Annotated in this window: 18 protein-coding genes; 14 read left to right on the top strand and 4 right to left on the bottom strand. The window is 75.2% G+C overall.

What is annotated here, in order from left to right:
* Positions 1-25: 25 nt before the first annotated feature.
* The 4 genes from FB457_RS18435 to FB457_RS18450 are packed head-to-tail and all read left to right on the top strand — an operon-like array spanning position 26 to position 2428.
* Positions 26-241 (top strand): hypothetical protein, encoded by a 216-nt coding sequence (locus FB457_RS18435; RefSeq protein WP_101420395.1) that lies wholly within the window; start codon positions 26-28, stop codon positions 239-241.
* Complete coding sequence (locus FB457_RS18440) at positions 238-699, top strand: Clp protease N-terminal domain-containing protein (RefSeq protein WP_047019148.1); 462 nt, start codon at positions 238-240, stop codon at positions 697-699. Before FB457_RS18435 ends, FB457_RS18440 begins: the two co-directional genes overlap by 4 nt.
* Entirely contained in the window at positions 696-1592 is an 897-nt protein-coding gene (locus tag FB457_RS18445; RefSeq protein ID WP_145782440.1) for an ABC transporter ATP-binding protein, read from the top strand. The genes FB457_RS18440 and FB457_RS18445 overlap by 4 nt, the downstream gene beginning before the upstream one ends.
* The gene (locus FB457_RS18450; RefSeq protein WP_145782442.1) at positions 1589-2428 is read left to right on the top strand and encodes an ABC transporter permease; all 840 of its coding nucleotides are present in this window, start codon (positions 1589-1591) and stop codon (positions 2426-2428) included. Before FB457_RS18445 ends, FB457_RS18450 begins: the two co-directional genes overlap by 4 nt.
* 37 nt (positions 2429-2465) lie before the next feature.
* On the opposite strand, the gene sigJ is transcribed toward FB457_RS18450, so the two are convergent.
* Positions 2466-3407 (bottom strand): RNA polymerase sigma factor SigJ, encoded by a 942-nt coding sequence (sigJ, locus tag FB457_RS18455; protein WP_047019151.1) that lies wholly within the window; start codon positions 3405-3407, stop codon positions 2466-2468.
* Positions 3408-3597: 190 nt separating this feature from the next.
* Between sigJ and FB457_RS18460 the strand changes: the two genes are divergently transcribed.
* Positions 3598-4191, top strand: coding sequence for a flavodoxin family protein (locus FB457_RS18460; protein ID WP_047019152.1), 594 nt, complete (start codon positions 3598-3600; stop codon positions 4189-4191).
* A gap of 72 nt (positions 4192-4263) precedes the next feature.
* Here the strand turns inward: FB457_RS18460 and FB457_RS18465 are convergent, their stop codons facing one another.
* A complete protein-coding gene (locus tag FB457_RS18465; RefSeq protein WP_145782443.1) occupies positions 4264-6159 on the bottom strand; it encodes an ABC transporter transmembrane domain-containing protein in 1896 nt (631 codons plus the stop codon).
* Entirely contained in the window at positions 6156-7994 is a 1839-nt protein-coding gene (locus FB457_RS18470) for an ABC transporter ATP-binding protein (protein WP_145782444.1), read from the bottom strand. The genes FB457_RS18465 and FB457_RS18470 overlap by 4 nt, the downstream gene beginning before the upstream one ends.
* A 251-nt stretch (positions 7995-8245) precedes the next feature.
* Here FB457_RS18470 and FB457_RS18475 point away from each other — a divergent pair, with 251 nt between their 5' ends.
* From FB457_RS18475 to FB457_RS18510, 8 genes are all read left to right on the top strand, one after another.
* Positions 8246-9466 (top strand): FAD-dependent monooxygenase, encoded by a 1221-nt coding sequence (locus FB457_RS18475; protein ID WP_145782445.1) that lies wholly within the window; start codon positions 8246-8248, stop codon positions 9464-9466.
* 358 nt (positions 9467-9824) lie between these two features.
* Positions 9825-12329: a sensor histidine kinase gene (locus FB457_RS18480; protein ID WP_253911516.1), complete on the top strand. Its 2505-nt coding sequence runs from the start codon at positions 9825-9827 to the stop codon at positions 12327-12329.
* Positions 12329-12733 carry a roadblock/LC7 domain-containing protein gene (locus tag FB457_RS18485; protein ID WP_047019156.1) on the top strand — a complete coding sequence of 135 codons (405 nt, stop codon included), beginning with the start codon at positions 12329-12331 and terminating at the stop codon, positions 12731-12733. The genes FB457_RS18480 and FB457_RS18485 overlap by 1 nt, the downstream gene beginning before the upstream one ends.
* 156 nt (positions 12734-12889) lie before the next feature.
* The gene (locus tag FB457_RS18490; RefSeq protein ID WP_047019157.1) at positions 12890-14101 is read left to right on the top strand and encodes an ABC transporter substrate-binding protein; all 1212 of its coding nucleotides are present in this window, start codon (positions 12890-12892) and stop codon (positions 14099-14101) included.
* 1 nt (position 14102) lies between these two features.
* Positions 14103-16190 carry an ABC transporter permease gene (locus FB457_RS18495; RefSeq protein ID WP_145782446.1) on the top strand — a complete coding sequence of 696 codons (2088 nt, stop codon included), beginning with the start codon at positions 14103-14105 and terminating at the stop codon, positions 16188-16190.
* 136 nt (positions 16191-16326) lie between these two features.
* Positions 16327-17160 carry an ABC transporter ATP-binding protein gene (locus FB457_RS18500; protein ID WP_047019159.1) on the top strand — a complete coding sequence of 278 codons (834 nt, stop codon included), beginning with the start codon at positions 16327-16329 and terminating at the stop codon, positions 17158-17160.
* Between the two features lie 8 nt (positions 17161-17168).
* Positions 17169-17885: a branched-chain amino acid ABC transporter ATP-binding protein gene (locus FB457_RS18505; protein ID WP_145782448.1), complete on the top strand. Its 717-nt coding sequence runs from the start codon at positions 17169-17171 to the stop codon at positions 17883-17885.
* 159 nt (positions 17886-18044) lie between these two features.
* Positions 18045-18941 carry a universal stress protein gene (locus FB457_RS18510; protein ID WP_047019161.1) on the top strand — a complete coding sequence of 299 codons (897 nt, stop codon included), beginning with the start codon at positions 18045-18047 and terminating at the stop codon, positions 18939-18941.
* Between the two features lie 66 nt (positions 18942-19007).
* Here FB457_RS18510 and FB457_RS18515 read toward each other — a convergent pair whose 3' ends face one another.
* The gene (locus FB457_RS18515; RefSeq protein ID WP_047019162.1) at positions 19008-20510 is read right to left on the bottom strand and encodes an MFS transporter; all 1503 of its coding nucleotides are present in this window, start codon (positions 20508-20510) and stop codon (positions 19008-19010) included.
* Positions 20511-20607: 97 nt separating this feature from the next.
* On the opposite strand from FB457_RS18515, the gene FB457_RS18520 reads away from it, so the two are divergent.
* Positions 20608-21249 (top strand): TetR/AcrR family transcriptional regulator, encoded by a 642-nt coding sequence (locus FB457_RS18520; protein WP_052770563.1) that lies wholly within the window; start codon positions 20608-20610, stop codon positions 21247-21249.
* The last annotated feature ends 14 nt before the right edge of the window (positions 21250-21263 follow it).

Consider the following 21263-nt stretch of genomic DNA (forward strand, 5'->3'; position numbering starts at 1 on the left):
CCGTTAGTCAACTTAGGTTGCCTGTATGGCAGACGACGATCCGGCAGACGCGCTGGCGGCGGTCGCGGCCCTGCGCCGCCTCGCCGACCGGCTGGAGGACGCCGCCGTGGAGCGGGCGATGCGCACCGGCTGGAGCTGGCCGCAGGTCGCCGAGGCGCTCGGCGTCACGCGCCAGGCGGTGCACAAGAAGCACGCCAAGCGGCTCATCGCCGCCGGCGTGACGCTGAGGAGGCGGGGATGAGCACGTTCGACAGGTATCTGCAGGCGGTGCTCCTGACCGCCGAGGCCGAGGCCCGCGAGGACGGCTCCGCGGCCATGGAGGCGCGGCACGTGCTGCTCGCGGTCGCCGCCCAGGACGGCACCGAGCCGCAGCGTGTCCTGGCCGCCGCCGGTCTCGGCCGCGCGGAGCTGAAGGCCGCGCTCGACCGGGAGTTCGCGCACAGCCTCGGCGCCGCGGGCGTCGCGCCCGGCGCGTTCGACCTGCGCGCCACCCCCGACCCCGGCCGCCGGCCGCAGTTCGGCGCCTCGCTCAAGCTCGTCCTCGACCGGATGGCCGGCGCCCACCGCAAGAAGGACCTCACGCCGCTGCACGTGCTGGACGCCCTCCTCCGGGCCGAGGTCGGCACCGTGCCCCGCGCGCTGGACCTGGCGGGCGTCGACCGGGCCGCCCTCGCGGCGCGCGTACGGGAGGCGCTGTGAGCGCCGCCGCGGCCGTCGCGGTCGAGGGGCTGCGCATGCGCTACGGCGCCGCGGACGTCCTGCACGGCGTGGACCTGCACGTCCGGTACGGCGAGACGGTCGCCCTCCTCGGGCCCAACGGCGCCGGCAAGACCACCACGATCGAGATCCTCGAAGGCTTCAGGCCCCGCTCCGCCGGCGAGGTCGCCGTGCTGGGCACCGACCCCGCGCAGGGCGACGAGCGGTGGCGCGCCCGCGTCGGCGTCGTGCTGCAGTCCTGGCGTGATCACGGCAAGTGGCGCGTCCGTGAACTGCTCGCCCACCTCGCCTCGTACTACGCCTGTGCCGGCCGCACCCCCTGGGACCCCGGCGAACTCGCCGACGCCGTCGGCCTCGGCGGCCGGGGCGAGCAGAGGATCCGGACCCTCTCCGGCGGCCAGCGCCGCCGCCTGGACGTCGCCATCGGCATCGTCGGCCGCCCCGACCTGCTCTTCCTCGACGAGCCCACGACCGGCTTCGACCCCGAGGCCCGGCGCGGCTTCCACCGTCTCGTACGGGACCTGCGCGCCGCCGGCACCACCGTGCTGGTCACCACCCACGACCTGCACGAGGCCGAAGTCCTCGCCGACCGCATCGTCATCCTCGACGCCGGCCGCGTCCTCGCCGACGGCACCCCCGCGGAGCTGGCCCGCCGCATCGCGGGCGCCGACCGCGTCCGCTGGCGCCACCGCGGCCGGCCCCGCGTCCACGCCACCGACGACTCCACCGCCTTCGTCCGCGGCCTCTTCGAGCGGCACGGCGAGGAGATCGCCGAACTGGAGGTCCGGCGCGCGTCGCTGGAGCAGACCTACCTCGCCCTCGTCCAGGCGGCGGAAGGCGCGCCCGCGGGCGCGGCGGAAGGCGGCGCCCGGTGAACGCCTGCGTGCTGCGCGCCGGGCTGCGGCGCGGCGCCATCGAGCTGCGCCAGTCCTTCACCAACGGCGCCGAGCTCTTCAGCCACCTCTTCTGGCCGCTGCTGATGCTGGGCGTGCTCTGGTTCCTGCGCGGGCGGGAGTTCGGCTCCACCGGCTTCATGCTCGGCGCCCTGACCCTCCCCGGCATCCTCGGCATGAACGTGTCCTTCGGCATGGTCACCATGAGCCAACTGCTCACCGCCGAGCGGGAGGACGGCACCCTGCTGCGCGCCAAGGCCACCCCCCACGGCATGGGCGGCTACCTCGTCGGCAAGGTCGTCTCCGTCGCCGGCGGCCTCCTCGCCGACCTCGCGCTCTTCCTCGTCCCCGCGCTCTTCCTCGTCGGCGGCCTGCACCTCGACCCGGGCGCCTGGCTCCACCTGGCGGGGATCGTCGCGCTCGGCATGGTGGCGACGCTGCCCGCCGGGGCCGTGCTGGGCTCGGTGTTCGGCGACGCCCGTGCACAGGGCCTGATCCAGCTCCCGGTGCTCGCGCTGATCGGGATCTCCGGCATCTTCTACCCGATCACCGCGCTGCCCGAGTGGCTGCAGTGGACCGCGCAGGTCTTCCCGCTCTACTGGCTCGGGCTCGGCATGCGCGCCGTGATGCTGCCCGACGCGGCGGCGGCGGTGGAGCTCGGCGACTCCTGGCGGCAGGCCGAGACGGTGGGCGTGCTCGGCGCCTGGGCGGTGCTGGGCCTGGCGGTGGCGCCGGTGGTGCTGCGCCGGATGGCGCGCCGGGAGTCCGGTTCGAAGGTGGCCGCCCGCCGCGAGCGCGCCCTGCAGCGGGTGCGCTGAGCGCCGGTACGGGCCGCGCCCCGGCCCGCCGGGGTCGTCAGGCTGCCGTCCAGGCGCGGAGCTTCTCCGGGTTGCGCATCGCCCAGATGCGCGTGATCCGCCCGTCCGCCACGGCGAACGCGAGCACCGACACCGTGACCCCGTCCAGCCGTGCCACCACCCCGGGCTGCCCGTTCACCGTACGTTCGAGCAGCTCGATGCCGGGCTGCTGCTCCCGTACCTCCGCCAGCCCCCGCGCGATCGACTCGCTCCCGACCACGGGCCGCAGCACCGCCGGCACCAGCCCGCCGCTGTCCGGGGTGGACGTCGCGGCCGGGTCCAGGAGCCCGACCAGGGCGCCGATGTCTTTCGCCGCCCAGGCCCGCCGGAACTCCCGTACCAGCGCGGCGTGGTGCTCCGCCGCCGCGGGGCGCCGCGCCGTACGGATCCGGCGGCGGGCCGACGACGCCAGCTGCCGGCACGCCGCGGGCGACCGGCCGACGATCCCGGCCACCTCCGGGAACGGGTAGCGGAACACGTCGTGCAGCACGAACGCCACCCGCTCCGCCGGTGTCATCGACTCCAGCACCACGAGGAACGCCATGTGCACCGACTCGTCCATCGTCACGAGGTCCGCCGGATCCACCGCGTCCGCGTACGCCCCGCCCACCCGGCCGCCCACCAGCTCCGCCCGGTCCGGCAGCGGCTCCGGCAGCCACTCGCCCACGTACCGCTCCCGCCGGACCCGCGCGGACCCGAGCAGGTCCAGGCAGACGCGCCCCGCGACCTTCGTCAGCCAGCCGCCCGGGGAGACGACGGCGGCCCGCCGCTCCGCGGGCATCGCATACCAGCGGGCGTACGTCTCCTGCACCACGTCCTCGGCGTCGGCCAGGGAGCCGAGCAGCCGGTAGGCGAGGTTCGTCAGCCGCCGCCGCTCGCTCGCGATCCCGGCGGGCCCCGGGTCGAGGCGGCCGGGTTGCTGCGCGGACGGTGTGGTCATGGTGCGGGTGCTCCTCGGTCGCGTGACAGGTCTCCCCCGTAGGACGAAACGGGCCGCCCGACTGTGAGGCCGGGCCCGCGGTCTCACACTTGGGGCGGCCGGTACGTCTTAGTCACAGGGATCGCGCGGGCGAAGCGCGTGCCCCGTCGTGAACCACCCCCGAGCCGGACCGCGGAGTGAGAGGCCCACCATGGAATCCGAGAGCCCCGTCAAGGCGGCCGTCATCTACTACAGCGCCACCGGCATTGTGCACTCGCTCGCGCTCGCGGCGGTGGAGGGCGCCGAGAAGGCGGGTGCGGAGGTGCGGCTGCGGCGCGTGCCGGAGACGGCGGGGGAGGGGGCGATAGCGGCGAGACCCGAGTGGGCACGGCACCGCGGCGGGACCGCGGACGTGCCCGAGGCCGCCGTCGACGACCTGGACTGGGCCGACGTGGTGCTCTTCGGCACCCCGACGCGGCTCGGGAACATGTCCGCCCAGGTGAAGGCGTTCATCGACACCACGGGACCGCTGTCGTCCGCGGGCGGGCTCGCGGACAAGGTGTACTCCGCCTTCACCGCCGTCGACACCGCCCACGGCGGGCAGGGCGCCGGCCTCCTGGCCCTGGCCAACGTCTTCTACCACTGGGGCGGCATCATCGTGCCGCCCGGCAGCCCGGAGCCCGTCCCGGACGGCTCGGGGGAGGGGCCGCCCGGCGACGTGGCGCTGGAGGCGGCCCGCTACCAGGCGTGGCGCGCCGTCACGACCGCCGCCGCGCTCGGCGCCCGCCGCCCGCACCCCGTCTGAGGGCCGCGGCGGTACGGGCCGGGGGCCGGGGCCCGTTCCCCTGCCGACGGCGGGCGTGATCCGTACGATCCGCTACGGCCCGGAGCGCCCGGCGCCGCCCGCCTGCCGCTCCGTGCTCCGCTCCGCGACCCGCTCCGCATCCTGCTCCGCGTCCGCCGCGCGCCCCGCCGACCACGCCCGCCACAGCGCCGCGTACGGCCCGTCCGCGGCCCGCAGTTCGTCGTGCGTCCCGCTCTCCGCGACCCGGCCCCCCTCCATCACCACGACCCGGTCCGCCGCCGCGGCCTGGCTCAGCCGGTGCGCGACGACCAGCGCCGTACGCCCTTCGAGCGCGCGCTCCGCCGCCTCCTCCAGCCGCCGGGCGCCGAGGCTGCCCGCCTCCGCGGTGGCCTCGTCGAGCACCGCGACCGGCGGGTCGGCCAGCACCAGCCGGGCCAGCGCGAGCTGCTGGGCCCGGTCCGCCGTCAGCCGGTGACCGCCCTCGCCCACCACCGTGTCCAGTCCCTCCGGCAGCGCCTCGGCCCAGCCCAGCGCGCCCACCCGGGCCAGCGCCTCGCGCAGCTCCTCGTCGTCGGCGCCCGGCCGGGCCAGCCGCAGGTCGTCGGCGAGCCGGCCGGCGAAGACGTGCACCTCCTGGGTGACCAGCGCGACAGTACGGCCCGGCTCGTCCGGTGCCGCGCCGCCCACGTCGATGCTCCCGGCGGCCGGGACGTGGATGCCCGCGAGCAGCTTGGCCAGCGTGCTCTTGCCCGCCCCGCTCGCACCCACCAGCGCCACCTTCTCCTTCGGCCGCAGCTCCAGGTCCACGTCGCGCAGCACAGGACGGCCCGGCTCGTACGCGTGGGAGACCCCGCTCACCGACACCCCGACCGCGGGCCGCGGGCCCTCCGCGGGCCCCGTCCGGCCGGCGCCTGCGCGCGCGTCCACGACGCCGACCAGCCGTGCAAGACCCGCCGTCGCCGCCTGCGCGTCGTCGAGGAGCACCAGCGCCACGTTCACGGGCCCGAACAGCGAGTGGAAGTAGAGCGCGGCGGCCGTCGCCGTGCCGATCGACGCGGAGCCGTCGCGCACCAGCACGTACCCCGCCACAAGCACCGCGGACAGTCCCAGGTACTCCGCCACGTGCAGCCGGTTGTAGAAGCCCGTCAGCAGTCGCACCCCGCGCAGCCTGAGGTCCACCGCGGCGCGCGAGCGGGCGTCCACGCGCCCGGCGTGCAGCGCCTCCAGCCGGTGCGCGCGTACGGTGGCCGCGCCGCTGACGGTGTCGAGGAGCTGCTGTTGCTGCGCCCCGGTGGCGACGCGCTCGCGCGCGTAGAGGGGCACCGCGCGGCGGACGTACCAGCGGGCCGTGTACGCCTGCACGGGCACCGCGAGCAGCGCGGCGAGGAGGAAGCGCCAGTCGAGGACCGCCAGCGCGCCGAGCGTGAGCACGATGGCCAGGACGGAGGAGGCGAGTTGGGGCAGCGCGCCGCGGACCGCCTCGGCGACGCGGGAGACGTCGCGGGTGACGCGAGCGGTCAGGTCGCCGGAGCCGGCCTTCTCCAGCCGGTCGAGCGGCAGCCGCAGCGCGCGCTCGACGAACCGTTCGCGCAGCTCGGCGAGGACGGTCTCGCCGAGCCGGGAGACCATCGTCCGGCCGATCGCGGTCAGCACGCCCTGGCCGGCGGCCACGGCGACCAGCAGCACGACGGGCAGCGTGAGCGCGCCGGCCTCGCGGCGGTCGGTGACCAGGTCGACGATGTGGCCCAGCAGTGGCTGGGTGAGCAGCCCGACGGCGGTGGCCGCGGCCATCATCGCGAACGCGGTCCACGCCAGCGCCCGGCGCGGGCGCAGCAGTTCGCGCACGGCGGCGCGGGTGCGGGCGGGGGTGGCGGTGGGGAGCAGGTCGCGGGCGTCGCCGCCGCGCCGGTCCCGGGCCCCGTCGGGGCCGTCGTGCGCGTCGTCGTACGGGCCGGGAGCCGCGGTCATGCGAGCACCGCCGCCCGGTAGGCCGACTCGTCGCGTACGAGGTCCGCGTGCGGCCCTTCGGCGGCGACCCGGCCGGCGTCGACGAACACGACCCGGTCGGCGACCGCGAGCAGGGCGGGGCTGTTGGTGACCAGCAGGGTGGTCATCCCGGCGCGGTGGTCGCGCAGCCCCTCGGCTATCCGGGCCTCGGTGACCACGTCCACGGCGGTGGTCTGGTCGTGGACGACGAGCACGGGCCGCCCGGCGTGCAGCGCGCGGGCCAGGGCGACGCGCTGCCGCTGCCCGCCGGAGAGCGCGCGCCCGGCCTCGCCGACCTCGGTTTCGCTGCCGCGGGGCAGCGCCCGGCACACCTCGTCGGCCGCAGCGGCGGCCATCGCCGGTCCGGGGTCGCGCCCGGGCGGCTCGGGCCCGGAACGGGCGGCCCCTGCAGGTGCTTTGCCGCCGTCCGCGGGTCCGGTACTGCCGGCGTCGCCTCCCGCGCCGCCGGCTCCGGTACGGGCACCGTCCGCGAGCCCGCTGCCCACGGCGGCCGTACCCCCCTGCCCCGCGCCCGCCGCGACGTTCTCGCCCACCGTGCCCGCGAAGAGGTCCGCGTCGTGCGCCGCCACCAGGACCGCCGTCCGCAGCTCCGCCGGGTCGAGCCCCGTCAGCGGGACCCCGTCCAGCTCCACCACCCCCGCCGCCGGGTCCTCGATCCGGCCCAGGCACCGCAGCAGGGCCTCCGCTGCGGCCGGTTCCGTCGTTGCGACCCCGACCAGCTCCCCGGCCGCGACCGCCAAGTCCACCTCGGTGAGCGCCCCGAGTTCCACGCCGCGCAGCCGCAGTTCGCCGCGGACGGGCTCGGCGAGCCGCCGGTCGCCGGGCACCACGGCGGGCGCCGCGGCCAGCACCTCGGCGACCCGCGCCGCCGACGCCCGCGCCTGGGCGAACTCGGCGTTGACGTAGGCGAACACCTGCAGCGGCGTCAGCAGGAACTGCGCGAGCCCGACGGCCGCGACGAGCTGCCCCAGCGTGATGTCGCCGCTGAGCGCGAGCCGGCCGCCGACCAGCGCCACCAGCGCGATGAAGCCGCCGGTCAGCGTGAGTACGACGCCGTTCTGCCAGCTCTCGGCGCGCGCGGCGCGCAGCGTGGCGGCCAGCGAGTCGCGGCTGGTGGCCCGGTAGCGCTCGACGGCCGCGTCCCGCGCGCCGATGCCCTTGAGCACCCGCAGCCCGGCGATCAGGTCGGCGGCGACGCCCGACGCGGTGGCCGCCTGCTCCTGCTCGGCCGCGCTGCGGTGCTCCAGCGGCTTGCTCAGCAGATGGCCCAGCCACACCAGCACGGGCGTGCCGGCCAGCACGAGAAGTCCCAGGGGTACGGAGATGAGCAGCAGCGCCACCGCGCTGACCGCCGCGCCCGCGAGCCCCGAGACGCCGACGGTCACGACCATGACGATGGAGCCGACGCGCTTGGCGTCGTCGGTGGCGATGTTCGCCACCGCGCCCGGCAGCCGGCCGCGCTCGGCGCCGCCGCGCGGGTCGAGCACCCGGCCCACCAGCTCCAGCCGCACCCGGTGCGCGGCGAGTTCCGCCGCCCGCTCGGCCGCCCTGACCCCGAGGCGGAAGCTGAACGCGAGCATGACGTACACCGCGACGAGCACGAGGAGCCAGCGCACCAGCGCGCCCGCGTCGTCCCCGGCGACCGCGTCGTCGATGACCATGCCGATGAGCACCGGCACCAGTGCCTCGCCGAGCTGGTGCCCGACCGCCAGCACCGAGCCGATCGCGACACCGCGCCGCTGTCCCGCGATCGCGCCCTTCAGCACGTCCCGCCCCGACGGTTTCTGCGCAGCCACCCGCCACCCCACCTCTTCTTCTCCCGGTTCGGAACCGAATAGGTAAGGCTAGCCTAAGTAATCGATCCGGATCCCGGGGGTCCGCGAGCGGGTTCGCGGACCCGACTCGGCCGTACGCAGGGGTGGTTGGGGCCCCGCCGATCTCTTGACGCGGTGATCGCGTTGGGGAAGGTTGTTGCCCGGACGTGCGGGAGAGCCGGCCCGGCGCGGAGCGTCGCGGTGCCGGCCCGAGGAACAGAGGGGAGACCGTGGTGGACGAGGACTCCGTCGCCGTGGTGGGCGGGAGCATCGCGGGGTGCGCCACGGCGCAGGCGGTGGCGCGGGCGGGTGCGGGGCGGGTCACCGTCTTCGAGCGGGCCGGCGGCGAGCTGCGCGACCGCGGCGTGGGCATAGGTCTGCACGACGCGCGGTTCGCGGAGCTGGAGGCCGCGGGGTACGTGGACTCGTCGATGCCCTGGTCGGGGCTGAACCGCCGGGTGTGGACGATCCGCGACGGAGACGCCGAGCTGGGCCACGGGTTCGCCGAGCAGCACTTCCCGTTCCGCTCCTACAACTGGGGCTCGCTCTGGCACGAGCTGCGCAACCGGGTGCCCGAGTCGGTCACGTACCACACGGGCGCGGCCGTGACCGTCGTGGAGCAGGACGCGGACGGCGTCACCCTCAAGCTCGCCGACGGCCGGCAGGAGCGCTTCGCCGCGGTGATCGGCGCGGACGGGTACCGCTCGGTGGTCCGCGAGGCGATGTTCCCCGGGCTCGCCCCCGACTACGCCGGCTACCTCGGCTGGCGCGGCACGTCTGCCCCGGTCGCGGGCGACCCCGAGACGGACGGCGCCGAGGCGCGCGTGGTCGTCTTCCCCGGCGGCCACTGCATGATGTACCTCATCCCCGCCGCGGGCGGCGGCTTCCGGATGAACTGGGTGCTCTACGCCGTCCCGCCGGACGACCCCGACCTGCTGCTCGACCTGCGCACCCCGACCTCGCTGCCGCCGGGCCGGGTCGCCGCGAAGCTCACCGCGTACCTGCGCGACCTGGTCGCCGAGCACTTCCCCCCGTACTGGGGCCGGTGCGTGCTGCGTACCGCGCCCGAGGACTCCTTCATCCAGCCGATCTACGACCTGGAGGTGCCGCGGCTCGCCGTGGGCCGGCTGCTGCTCGCGGGCGACGCCGCCACCGTCGTACGGCCGCACACCGGCGGCGGCAGCGTCAAGGCGCTTCAGGACGCCACGGCGCTGGAGGCCGCCTGCCGCGCCGGGGGCGACTGGCCGGAGATCGCCGCCGCGTACGACGCGGACCGCACCGCCGTCGGCGCCGCCATGGTCGCCCTCGGCCGCCGGCTCGGCCGGGCCCAGGTCGAAGAGACCCCGGACTGGCAGAAGATGGGGCAGCAGGAGTTCGATGCCTGGTGGCAGGAGCAGAACCAGGGCTCCGACCGCAGCAGCGGCTTCGGCGGGCACGCGCTCAAACGCGGCTGAGGGGTGCCGACTTGACCGTGCCCCGGTTCGAACTGCCGTACTATCTCTGAAATTTCAGACGGAACCTGATCGAAACGGATTGGTCGCAGGTAGAGATTGCATCTCCCTCGTGCATATTTTGATGTTGTACTCGCCCGTAACTTATACTTCCGACTTAGCATCAGACACATCGCTCAGCCCACCCTCAGCAGGAGCGATGGATGCACCGACCCCCACATGTCACACCCTCCCCATCGCAAGGTAATCCCGTGTCAGCTTTACTGTGTCATGACCCCGACGTAGGGGTTGCGTAGTGAGGATCAACCGTCGACTCGTCCTCCTGGTCGCCGTTCCCCTTGTGGTGGCCATCGCTTTTTCCGTGCGAGCACTCGCGCCGGCGACCACCCAGGCGTTCCAGGCCAACAGGCTGGCGCAGATGGTGGATGCCGCCGAGTCCGCCGCGGAGCTGACCGCCCGGTTGCAGGACGAACGTGCCGCCGCAACCGCGCTGGTCGCCTCCCAGGGCGATGCCACCGCGTTCCGCAAGGCGACAGACGCCACGGACGCGGGTATCTCGGAGTACACCGAGAAGCGCAGGAAGCTCGAGTCCCTGCCGCACAACGCCAATCTCGCCGTGCAGCGGATCGACCGCTCGCTGGCCGAACTGCCCTCGCTGCGCGCTCAGGCGCGCTCGGGCAGCGGCACGCTGTCCGCGCTCGCGTTCGGATACCGGATCACGATCGCCGACCTCGTCGACTACCGGGACGGCATCGCCCAGGCCGACGGCGTCGACGCCGACATCGCCGACCGGATCCGGGCCTCCGCCTCGTTCGCGCGCGCCGAGGAGCACTCGGCTCAGCAACAGGTCGTGGTCCTCAGGGCGTTGGACAACGGCGGCTTCACCGCGGCCTCCCGGCGCACCTTCGACGCCACCGAGATCGGCTTCTTCGAGACGATGAGCTCCTTCGTCGCCCTCGGTCCGCAGGAGTGGCGCGCGTGGCTGGAACACGCGCTCTCCGCTCCTGGCACCCTGCCCGCGCAGGGGATGCAGGACCAGGTGAGCCGCACCCCGATCGGGGCGGAGCTCAGCATCTCCGCCACCGAGTGGAAGGAGGCCACGGCCGACCGGCTTACCGAGCTGCGCTCGGTGGAGCGCCGCGTCAACGCGGCCGTGCACAAGGAGGTCACCGAGGAACGGTCCACGCTCATCTGGTGGGCGGTCATCGAGACCATCGTGGTGCTGGTGACGCTGGTCGGCGTGCTGCTCTTCGCGCTCCGGGTCGGCCGCGTTATCATCCGCCGGCTGCGCGACCTGCGCAACGCGGCGCACTCGGTGGCCACGGAACGGCTGCCGCAGATCGTCACCGACCTCTCCCAACCCGGCGCGCTCGGCGGCGCCACCCCGGAACAGGTCGCCGACAGCTCCGGCAGCCCGGTGGAGACCACCGGCGAGGATGAGATCGGCGAGGTCGGCGAGGCGTTCAACTCCGTCCACCACGAGGCGGTACGGCTCGCGGCCCAGCAGGCGCACGCGCACGAGCAGTTCGCGGAGACCCTGGTCGGCGTCGCCCGCCGCGGTGCGCAGCTCACCTCCGTCATGGTGTCCGAGCTGGACGCGGTCCAGCGCGACGAGGCCGACCCGGAGCGGATGAAGATCCTCTTCGCGCTCGACCACCTCGCCATCCGCATGGAGCGCAACACCAACAACCTGCTGGTGATGGGCGGTTACGGACACGCCCGGGTACGCGAATCCGACGCGCCCTGCGCGACGGTGGTCGTCGCCGCCGCCCAGCAGATCGAACGGTTCGAGCGCGTCGCCATGGGGATCGTGGAGCAGGGGATCGGCATCGCCGCCCGCGCGGTGCACGACCTCGCGCACATCCTCGCCGAACTCCTCGACAACGCCACCCGGTTCTCGCCCCCCGACAAGCAGGTGGGCGTGGCGGTCTGGCGGCTGTGGGACCGCGCCGTGGTGCAGATCGTCGACGAGGGCGTCGGCATGACCCCCGAGCGCCGCGACGAGCTGAACGCCCGGCTGGCCAACCCGCAGACCGGCGTCGGCGCCGTGCGGTCCATGGGTCTGCACGTCGTGGCCCGGCTCGCCGACCGGCACGGCATCGTGGTCGAGCTGCGCTCCTCCGCGGGCCCCGGCACCATCGCCGAGGTCACCCTCCCGCCGACGGTCCTCGTGGCCGTCGAGGAGGAGACGATGGTCGAGGGCGAACGGCCGCTGACGGAGGGGGAGACGAGCGTCTTCGCCGCCCCCAACCGCGCCGTGCCGGGCCCGCGCAAGCCGGTGGACGAGCCCGTCGCCGCCGCCGCGCCCCGGCGTGGCGCGGCGGGCGCGGGCGGTGCCGCCCCCGGCGGCACCACCCCGCGCGGCGGGACCCCTGGCGCCGCCGCTCCGGGCGGCGCCGTGCCGGGCAGCGGGGAGGCGGAGGCCGGAGACGGTGGCGCCCGGCGCAACCTGCCGTTCGGCCCGGACTACGACCCGGCCGACCGCGTCGCCGGCGTCAGCCCCTCGGGGCTGCCCGTGCGGATGCGCCAGCCGGCGGACCAATGGCCGCGGTTCCCCAAGCGCGACGGGGAGAACAAGCCGGGCGGCCGGAGCGAGCGGAAGGCGGCGCCCACGAAGCGCCGGGACTCCCGGCAGATCTCCGACGTGCTGGCCGCTTACACCCAGGGCATCAGCAGGAGCACCGGCCGCCGTGAGGGAGCCGGAGGGGCCGCCGATCGCGGCCGCCCGGCAGGTACGGGCGGCAGCGGTGGCGACGGCAACGGCGACGGCCGTCCCCGTAACGACGACGGAGGCCGTGCCCGTACCGCCAGGAACAGCGGCCGTACCCGGACCGCAAAAGACGACGACTCGCAACGGAGCACGTGATGACTACCCCATCCACCGCCGACCTGAGCTGGCTGCTGAGTGACTTCGCCCGTCGTATTCCCGAGGTCACCCAGGTCATCGCCGTCTCCGTGGACGGCCTCGCCCTGGCCTTCACCGGGGTGGACCAGGACGACGCGGACCGGCTGGCAGCCATCGCCTCCGGCATCGTCAACCTGCTCTCCGGCGCTGCCCAGTTGATCGAGGCCGACCCCGTCGAGCACAGCCTGACGGCCATGGAGGGCGGCTACATGTTCTCCATGGCGGTCTCCAGCGGTGCGTCCCTCCTGGTCACCACCAACAGGGACGCCGACATCGGCGAGGTCAGCTACATGATGTCCGAGCTGATCAACCAGGTGGGCGACGCCCTCAGCCCGCAACTGCGCGACTCGCAGCCCGCTTCCTGACGCCGCCGCACGGGCGGGACCCCCCTCACCCCGCCCGCGCGCCCGGTCGCAAGCTCCGTCGTTCGTCTGCCTGTCGTCGCCCCTCTTCTGCCCCCACCCCGCCCCCCCCGGATCGACCCCCAGCCCATCCCTCATACTTTTCCCTCGGGAGCCTTCGTGTTCGTCAACGCATCCATACGCCGTCCCGGCCGTAGCAGAACCCGGGCCGTCGCCGCCACAGCAGCAGCAGTCTCGCTGGCCCTCGCCGGCTGCAGCGGCGGCGACAGCGGCTCCGGCGACGAGACGGTGAAGGTGGGCCTGCTGGCCGCCCTCTCGGGGACGTACGAGGCCGTGGGCACCGACCTGCGCAACGGATTCCAGCTCTACCTGGACACGCACAACGGCAAGCTGGGCGGGCGCGAGGTCGAACTGTCGGTGGGCGACGAGGGGGACGGCCCGCCCACCGCGGTGCCGGCGGCCACCAAGCTGGTGAAGAAGGACCGGGTCGACGTGATGACCGGCATCGTCGCCAACGGCTCCTACCAGGCCGTGCTGCCGATGCTGGAGCAGAACAAGATCCCGCTGGTCAGCTCCAACGGCCGGCCGGAGCTCAAGGACGTCTCCCGCGTCTGGCACACCAGCTTCCTGTCGAAGGACTACGGCACCGCCATCGCCCAGTACGTCAAGGACGAGGTCGACGGCCCGGTCTACGCCATCGGCCCCGACTACCAGGGCGGCTACGACCAGCTCGGCGGCTTCACCGAGACCTTCGACGAGATCGGCGGTGAACTGGCCAACTCCGACGGCGAGACCACCTGGACGCCGTTCCCCGACACGACCAACTTCACCCCGTACTTCGCCGACATCGCCCAGTCCGACGCCAAGGCGGTGTACACCTTCTACGCGGGCAAGGCGGCGATCGACTTCGTCAAGCAGTACGCCCAGTCCGACGTCGCCGACCTGCCGCTGTACGCCTCCGGCTCGCTCACCGAGGGCAGCGTCCTCCAGGCCCAGGGCGAGGCGGCGGACGGCATCCAGTCGGTCTCCAACTACGTCGCGGACCTGGACAACGACGCCAACCGGAAGTTCGTCTCCGACTGGACCGCCAAGCACGACACCCCGCCCACCGGGTACGCCATGGCCTCGTACGATGCCGCCGCCGTGCTCGACATGGCCATCGCCGCGGCCGCCGAGAAGGGCGAGGTGAACTCGGACACCATCAACACCGCCCTCGGCAGTCTCGGTCAGATCGAAAGCCCGCGCGGCATCTGGGCGTTCGGCAAGAAGTCGCACGCGCCGGTGCAGAAGTGGTACCTGCGCGAGGTCCGCAAGGACGGCAAGCAACTCTCCAACGTCACGGTCCAGGACCTGGCCACGCTCGGCGACTGACATGGGGGCGCTCGATGCCCAGCTCGTGCCGGCGGTCGACGGCGTCGCCTACGGGCTGCTGCTGTTCGTCGTCGCCGCCGGTCTGAGCCTGGCGTTCGGCACCGCCGGGGTGCTGAACCTGGCGCACGGCACGCTGTACGCGGTCGGCGCCTACACCGGCGCCGAGCTGAGCGACGGGACCTGGGGCGGCCTCGCCCTCGGTCTCGTCGCCGGCACCGCGGCCGCCTGCGCGGCGGGAGCCCTGCTCTCCGCGGCGACGGCGCCGCTCGCCCGCCGCGGGCATCTGGACCAGGCGCTGCTCACCTTCGGCCTCGCGCTGATCGGCGGCAACCTGCTCGTGGAGGGGTTCGGCGCGGACGAGATGCCGGTACGCATCCCGGACGCGCTGGACACCTCCGTCGACCTCCTCGGCCACCGCTACCCCGCCTACCGGCTCGGGTTCATCGTCATGGCCGTCGTCCTCGCCGCGGCCGGCACCTGGGTGCTCACCCGCACCCGCGCGGGCGCCGCCGTACGGGCCGCCGCCGACGACCCCGAGATGCTGGCCACCACCGGGCTCAGCCCCCGGGTCGTGCACACCGGCGTGCTCGCCGCGGCGGGCGCGCTGGCCGGCGCCGCGGGTGTACTCGGCGCGCCGATCATCGGCCCCGGTCCCGGCACCGGGGACACCGTGCTGATGCTCTCCCTCGTGGTCGTCGTCCTCGGCGGGCTCCGCTCGCTGTGGGCGACCCTGGTCGCCGCCATCGGCGTCGGCGAGGTGCAGACGCTGGGCGTGTCGGTCGCCCCCGACTGGGCGCCGTACCTCCTCTTCGCCGCCATGGCCGCGGTGCTGATCCTGCGCTCGGGACGCGGGCTCGCCGAGCCGCACGGCCCGGAGCACGACGCCGACCCGCCGCCCGACCCGGCGGAGCGGCTGCGCCGCAGGCTGGCCCGAGTGCCGTGGCCCTGGCGGGGGATGCGGGCGGCGCGCGGTGCCCAAGCGGCAGCCGCCGTTTCCGGCGCCGCGCGGACCGCCACGGCGGTCCGCGCCGCCGCCCCGCTGCTCGCGCTGGTCGTCGTGCTGGCCGTGCTGCCGACGATGCTCGACGCGTACGCGCTCTCCCTCGCCGGCTACGCCCTGGCCCTCGGCCTGCTCGCGGTGAGCGTCACCGTGGTCACCGGCTACGCCGGGCTGCCCACCCTCGGGCAGACCGCGCCGTTCGCCGTCGGCGCGTACACCACCGCCAAACTCGCCGAGAACGACTGGACGGTCGGGCCCGTGCAGGTGGTGATCTCCGCCGCCGTCGCCGCCGCGTTCTGCGTCGTGACGGGCCCCGCGGTGATCCGCGCCCGCGGCACCACCGTGCTCATGATCACCGTCGCGGTCGGCGAGCTGACCGCCATCGCCATCGGCCAGTGGAAGTCCGTGACCGGCGGCACCGACGGCCTCGCCGGCTTCCCCTCCACGCAGGCGTTCTGGGGCGGCGAACCGCTCTTCGAGGAACTGGCGATCTACCAGTACGCGGCCGTGGTCGTCGTCTGCGTCGTCGCCGTCGCGCTGGTGCTGCTGCGCTCGCCGGCCGGCAAGCTGCTCACCGGCTCGCGGGAGGCGGAGGAGCGGATGCGCGCCTCGGGCCACCCCGTGACCCGGTACCTGCTGCTGGCGTACGTCGGCGCGGGCGCACTCGCGGGCGCGGGCGGCTCGCTGCTCATCGCCGTGCAGAGCTACGTCTCGCCGGCCGACGTCGGCTTCGAGATCGCCGCGCTCGCGCTGCTCGCGGCCGTCATCGGCGGCATCACCTCGGTGATCGGCGCGCTGGTGGGCGCGGGGCTCATCGTCTACACCCGCGACTGGCTGGCCGGTTCGTGGCCGGGCCACGGGCCGCTGCTGCTCGGCGTGCTGTTCGTCGCGGCTGTCTACCTGCTGCCGCGCGGGCTCGCCGGGCTCGTGTCCGGCGCACCCCGCGTGGTCGCCGCGGACGGCGAGGACGACGGCGGCGCCGCGGGGCGGCTGCCCGCGCCCCGCAGCCCGGGTGACGCCGAGCCGCAGGAGCCGCCGGAACCGGCGGAGGCGGGCCCGCCGGCCCGGGGACGGAAGGGGACGACGTGACCGCGCGCGCCGCGGCTCGCCCCGCCCGTCGTACGGGCCGGACGGCGGCCTCCGCCGCCCGCCGTCCCGCTCCTCGTACGGAAGGCGGCCGTGTGACCGCATCCGGCCCCGCCGCCCGCGTACGGAAGGGCACCCCGTGACCGCATCCACCACAGCCTCCACCGCCCTCGAACTCGCCGGTCTCACCCGCCGCTTCGGCAGCCTCACCGCCGTCGACGACGTCTCCCTCGACCTGCCCGCCGGCGCCCGGCACGCCCTCATCGGGCCCAACGGCGCGGGCAAGACCACCCTGCTCAACCTCATCGCCGGCACCGAGCGCCCCGACCAGGGCTCCATCACCTTCCTCGGCCGCGACGTGACCCGTACCGCGCCCGCGCGGCGCAGCCGCCTCGGCGTGGCCCGCAGCTTCCAGCAGCCCACCGCCGTCGCGGACCTCACCGTCCTGGACAACGTGCTGCTCGCTTCCTGGCGCCACCACCCCGAGCGCCGCGGCGCCTGGCGGCGGAGCGCGCGCCGGGGGCGGCTGGCCGCCGCGGCGGCGGAGCGGCTCGCCGACGTGGGCCTCGCCGGGGTGGCGGACCGGCCGGCCGGCTCGCTGTCGCACGGCCAGCGCCGGCTGCTCGACCTCGCCGCCGCGCTCGTCGCCCGCCCGCGCGTGCTGCTGCTCGACGAGCCCGCCGCCGGACTCACCGACCGGGACGTGGTCCGGCTGCTCGACGTGCTCGGCTCCCTGGACGACGACATCGCCGTGCTGCTGGTGGAGCACAACACCGAGGTGGTCGCGCGGCTGGCCCGTACGGTCACGGTGCTGGTGACCGGGCGGGTGCTGGCCTCCGGCCGGGTCCGGGAGGTCTTCGAACTGCCCGAGGTGCGCAGTGCGTACCTGGACGCCGCCGCCACGGCCGACGCCCCGGCGCCCGCCGGCACTCCGGATGCCGCCGACGCCCACGACACCGGCGCCAAGAGGTGACCCGACCCATGCTCCGCATCTCCGGGCTGTCCGCCGGCTACCACGGCGGGACCGTCCTCCACGACCTCGGCCTGGATGTCCCCGAAGGCAGCGTGCACGCCGTCGTCGGCCACAACGGCGCCGGGAAGACCACCCTCGTGCACACCGTCGCCGGCCTGCTGCGCCCGGCCACCGGCACTGTCGAGGTCGCGGGGCGCGACGTCACCGGGCGCCCGGCGCACCGCATCGCCCGCGCCGGCGTCGGCCTCGTACCCCAGGGCCGCCGGGTGTTCGCCCGGCTCACCGTCGCCGAGCACATCCGCCTCGCCCACCGCCCGCCCCGCGACTGCGGGGCCGTCCGCTCCTGGACGCCGGAGCGGGTGCTCGCCCTGCTGCCCCGGCTCGGCGAGCGCAGCACCCACCGCGGCACCGACCTGTCCGGCGGCGAGCAGCAGATGCTCGCGCTGGCCCGCGCGCTGCTGGGCTCACCGCGCGTGCTGCTGCTCGACGAGCCGACGGAGGGCCTGGCGCCGGTGCTGGTGGGGCAGATCCTCGACCTGGTCCGCACGCTGGCGGGGGAGGGGCTGGCGGTGCTGCTGGTCTCGCCGAGCCCGGCGTCGGCCGCACAGTGTGCCGACACGGTGACGGTGCTGACGTCGGGCCGGGTCACGGCCCGGCTGGCCGGTCCCGAGGTGCGCAAGGACCCGGCGGAGCTGCACGAGGCGCTGGCGCTGACGGCCCACTGACGCGGGGGCCCGCGCGCCCGTCACGCCTGGGAGGCGGGCACGGCGCCGCTCACCCGCTCACCCGCCGCCGCTGGCGGTACCGGCGGCGCTGGGCAAGTCTGGTGACCGTACGTGGATCCAGCGGCGCCCGCGCGCCGCGCGCGCTGACGGAGGAGGCCGATGGTGAGTGCACCGGTGCTGGTGGGCGTCGACGGGTCCGCTGAGGGCCTGGCGGCCGTCGCCGTGGCGGCCCGCGAGGCGCGGCTGCGCGGCACCGCGCTGCGTGTCGTGCACGCCTTCTTCTGGCCGATGATGCGGGTACCGCTGGAGCCGTCGTCGATGGGCCCGCCCGAGGGCGGGCTGCGCAACCAGGCGGAGCAGGTGGTCGCCGAGGCCGTGCGGCACGCGCGCGAGGCGGAACCGGACGTCGAGGCGGAGGGCGCCGTCGTCACCGGCGACACCCTGCCGGTGATGGCGGAGGAGTCGCGCGGCGCGGTGCTGGCCGTCGTCGGCAGCCGCGGGCTCGGCGCGTTCGCCGGCCTGCTGCTGGGCTCGACGGCCGTGCACCTGGCGGCGCACGGCCACTGCCCGGTGCTCGTCGTACGCGGTGAGGGCGGTCCGGCGCGCGAGGGCCCGGTGGTCGCGGGCGTGGACGGCTCGCGGTCCGGCGACGCGGCCGTCGGGTTCGCCTTCGCCGAGGCGTCGATGCGCGGCACGGGACTGGTCGCGGTGCACGCCTGGTCGCCGTGGCGGGACGAGGCCCCGCGGCCGCAGGACCCGGCGGCGCCGTACGCGAGCGGGTCGGGCGACCTCGCCGTGAACGAGGAGCGCGTCCTCGCCGAGTCGCTGGCGGGCCGTCAGGAGCGCTATCCCGACGTGTCCGTCGACCGCCGCGTGCTGCGAGGCGGTCCCAGGGAGGCGCTGATCGAGGCGAGCCGGGAGGCGTCGCTGGTGGTCGTGGGCGCCCGGGGCCGCGGGGGCTTCACCGGGATGCTGCTGGGCTCGGTAAGCCAGGCGCTGCTCCACCACGCGCACAGCCCGGTGGCGGTGGTGCGGCCGGAGCCGGACACGCGCTGACGGCCCGTACGAAGGGGGCCCGGCGCTCCGCCCGCGCGTACCGGCCCCGCCCGCCGCCCGACCCGGCTACCGGACCCGACGCAGCAGTGTCACCGCCACCCCGCCGCCCAGCACGACGACCGCGAGCCCGCCGACCAGGGCGCTGGACATCCCGGAGTTGAACGCCTCCCGCGCCGCCCCCGCAAACTCCGCGCCCCGCGGGCCGCCGATGCCGTCGGCGACGCGCAGCGCGCCCGCCAGCGAGTCGCGGGCGGTGTCGGAGGCACCGTCGGGCAGCCCCTCGGCGGCCCGGCCGACCTCGCTCCGGTAGGCGGAGTTGAAGACGCTGCCGAGGACGGCGATGCCGAGGACGCCGCCCAGTTCGCGGGTGAGGTCGTTGAGCGCGGAGGCGACGCCCTGCTTCCCGTCCGGGAGCGCGGCGACGATCGCCTCCGTCGCCGGGGTCGCCGCGAAGGCGACGCCGGCGCCCAGGACGGCGGTGGCGACGAGGAAGCCCCGGACGCCGGAGCCGCCGACGACGGCCGCCAGCACCAGCAGCCCGGCGGCGATCAGCGCCATGCCCAGCCCGATGACGACGGCCATGCCGTACCGCTTGGCCAGCGCGGGTGCGACGGGGGAGAAGACCATGGCGCCGGCGGCCATCGCGACGAGCGCGAGCCCGGCGCGTATCGGCGAATAGCCGAGGATCTCCTGGAGGTACTGCAGGCCGAGGAAGAAGAACCCGAACATGGCGAGCGTCTCGGCCGTGATGATCAGCGACCCGGCCGAGACCCCCGGCAGCCGGAGAACCCGCAGATCGAGCAGTGGATACGGGGTGCGCAGCTCCCACCGAACGAACGCGCCGAGCGCCGCGGCCCCGACGGCGAAGCCGCCGAGCACCGAGCCGTGCACCCAGCCCCGTTCCGGCCCCTCCACGATGCCGAAGACCACCGCGCCGATGCCGGTCACCGAGAGCAGGGCGCCCACGACGTCCAGCGGCGCGGCGGAGGCGGCGCGGGAGGCGGGGGCGAGCACGGCGGCGGCGAGCAGGGCGACGGCGGCGAGCCCGGCGTTGACGGCGAAGACCGAGCGCCACGAGTACGCCTCCAGCAGCCCGCCGGCGAGCAGCACGGCCAGCAGCGCGGAGCCGAAGCTGACGCCGGACCAGATGCCGACGGCCCGCCCGCGGCTCTCCGGCGGATGGACGGCGGTGATGATCGAGAGGGTCATCGGCATGACGAGCGCGGCGCCCACCCCGGCCACGCCCCGGAGAACGATGACGAGGGTCACGTCGTCGATGAGCAGGACGGCACCGGAGGCGAGGCCGAAGACGGCGAGCCCGGTGAGGAGGACGCCCTTGCGCCCGTAGCGGTCGCCGAGCGCGCCGCCGGCGAGGAGGAGCCCGGCGAAGGTCACGCCGTACGCGTTCATGACCCACTGCAGTTCCGCTTCCGTGGCCTCCAGGTCGCGGGCCATACCGGGCACGGCCACGAGCAGCGAGGCGAGCATGCCGACGACCACGGCGAGGGCGAGGCACATCACGGTGAGCACGGCGGTGCGGCGGCCGGGGCCGACGGCGGGTGGCGGCATGGGCACTCCGAAGATTCAAACGAATGATTGAAGCGAGCGTTTGAATCTCTACCACGGGATCCATGCCGTCTTCAAGCGAGCGTTTAAACTCCGGTCGATGTCCACGCCACGCTCCACCGCCACCCGCACCCGCCTCCTCGATGCCGCCGAGCGGCTCTTCGCCGAGCACGGGTTCGCCGCGACCTCCCTGCGCACCGTGACCGACGCCGCGGAGGCGAACGTGGCCGCGGTGAACTACCACTTCGGCTCGAAGGAAGGGCTGCTTCGCGCCGTCGTCGAACGCGCGATGGCCGCCGTGAACGGCGAACGCCGCCGCCTCCTCGGCGAACTCCGCGCCGCCGCCGACCCTCCGGGCGCGGCGGACCTGGTGCGCGCCTTCGTCGCCACCGGTGCGCACGTCGGCGACCCCGGGGCGGGCGGTGCGGACCTGCGCCGCTTCCTGGGGCGGGTCGTCTGCGAACCGGACCCGGCGATCCGCCGCCTCTTCGGCGCGGAAGTCGCCCCGGTGGAAGGCGAGTACCTGGACGCCCTCACGACGGCGCTGCCCCACCTCACCCCGGCCGAGGTCGCATACCGCTACCGCGCCATGGTCGGCCTCCTGGCCCTCCACCAGTCCGGCACCCTCACCGACTTCCACCCGGGCCCGTCCCCGGCGGACCCGCGGGGCCAGGACGACGTGGAACGCCTGACGACCCTCCTGACGGCGGCCTTCGAGGCCCCGGCTTCCCGGAAAACTTGAGCGAACGCCCCGTT

Source organism: Streptomyces sp. CNZ287, from assembly GCF_007827615.1.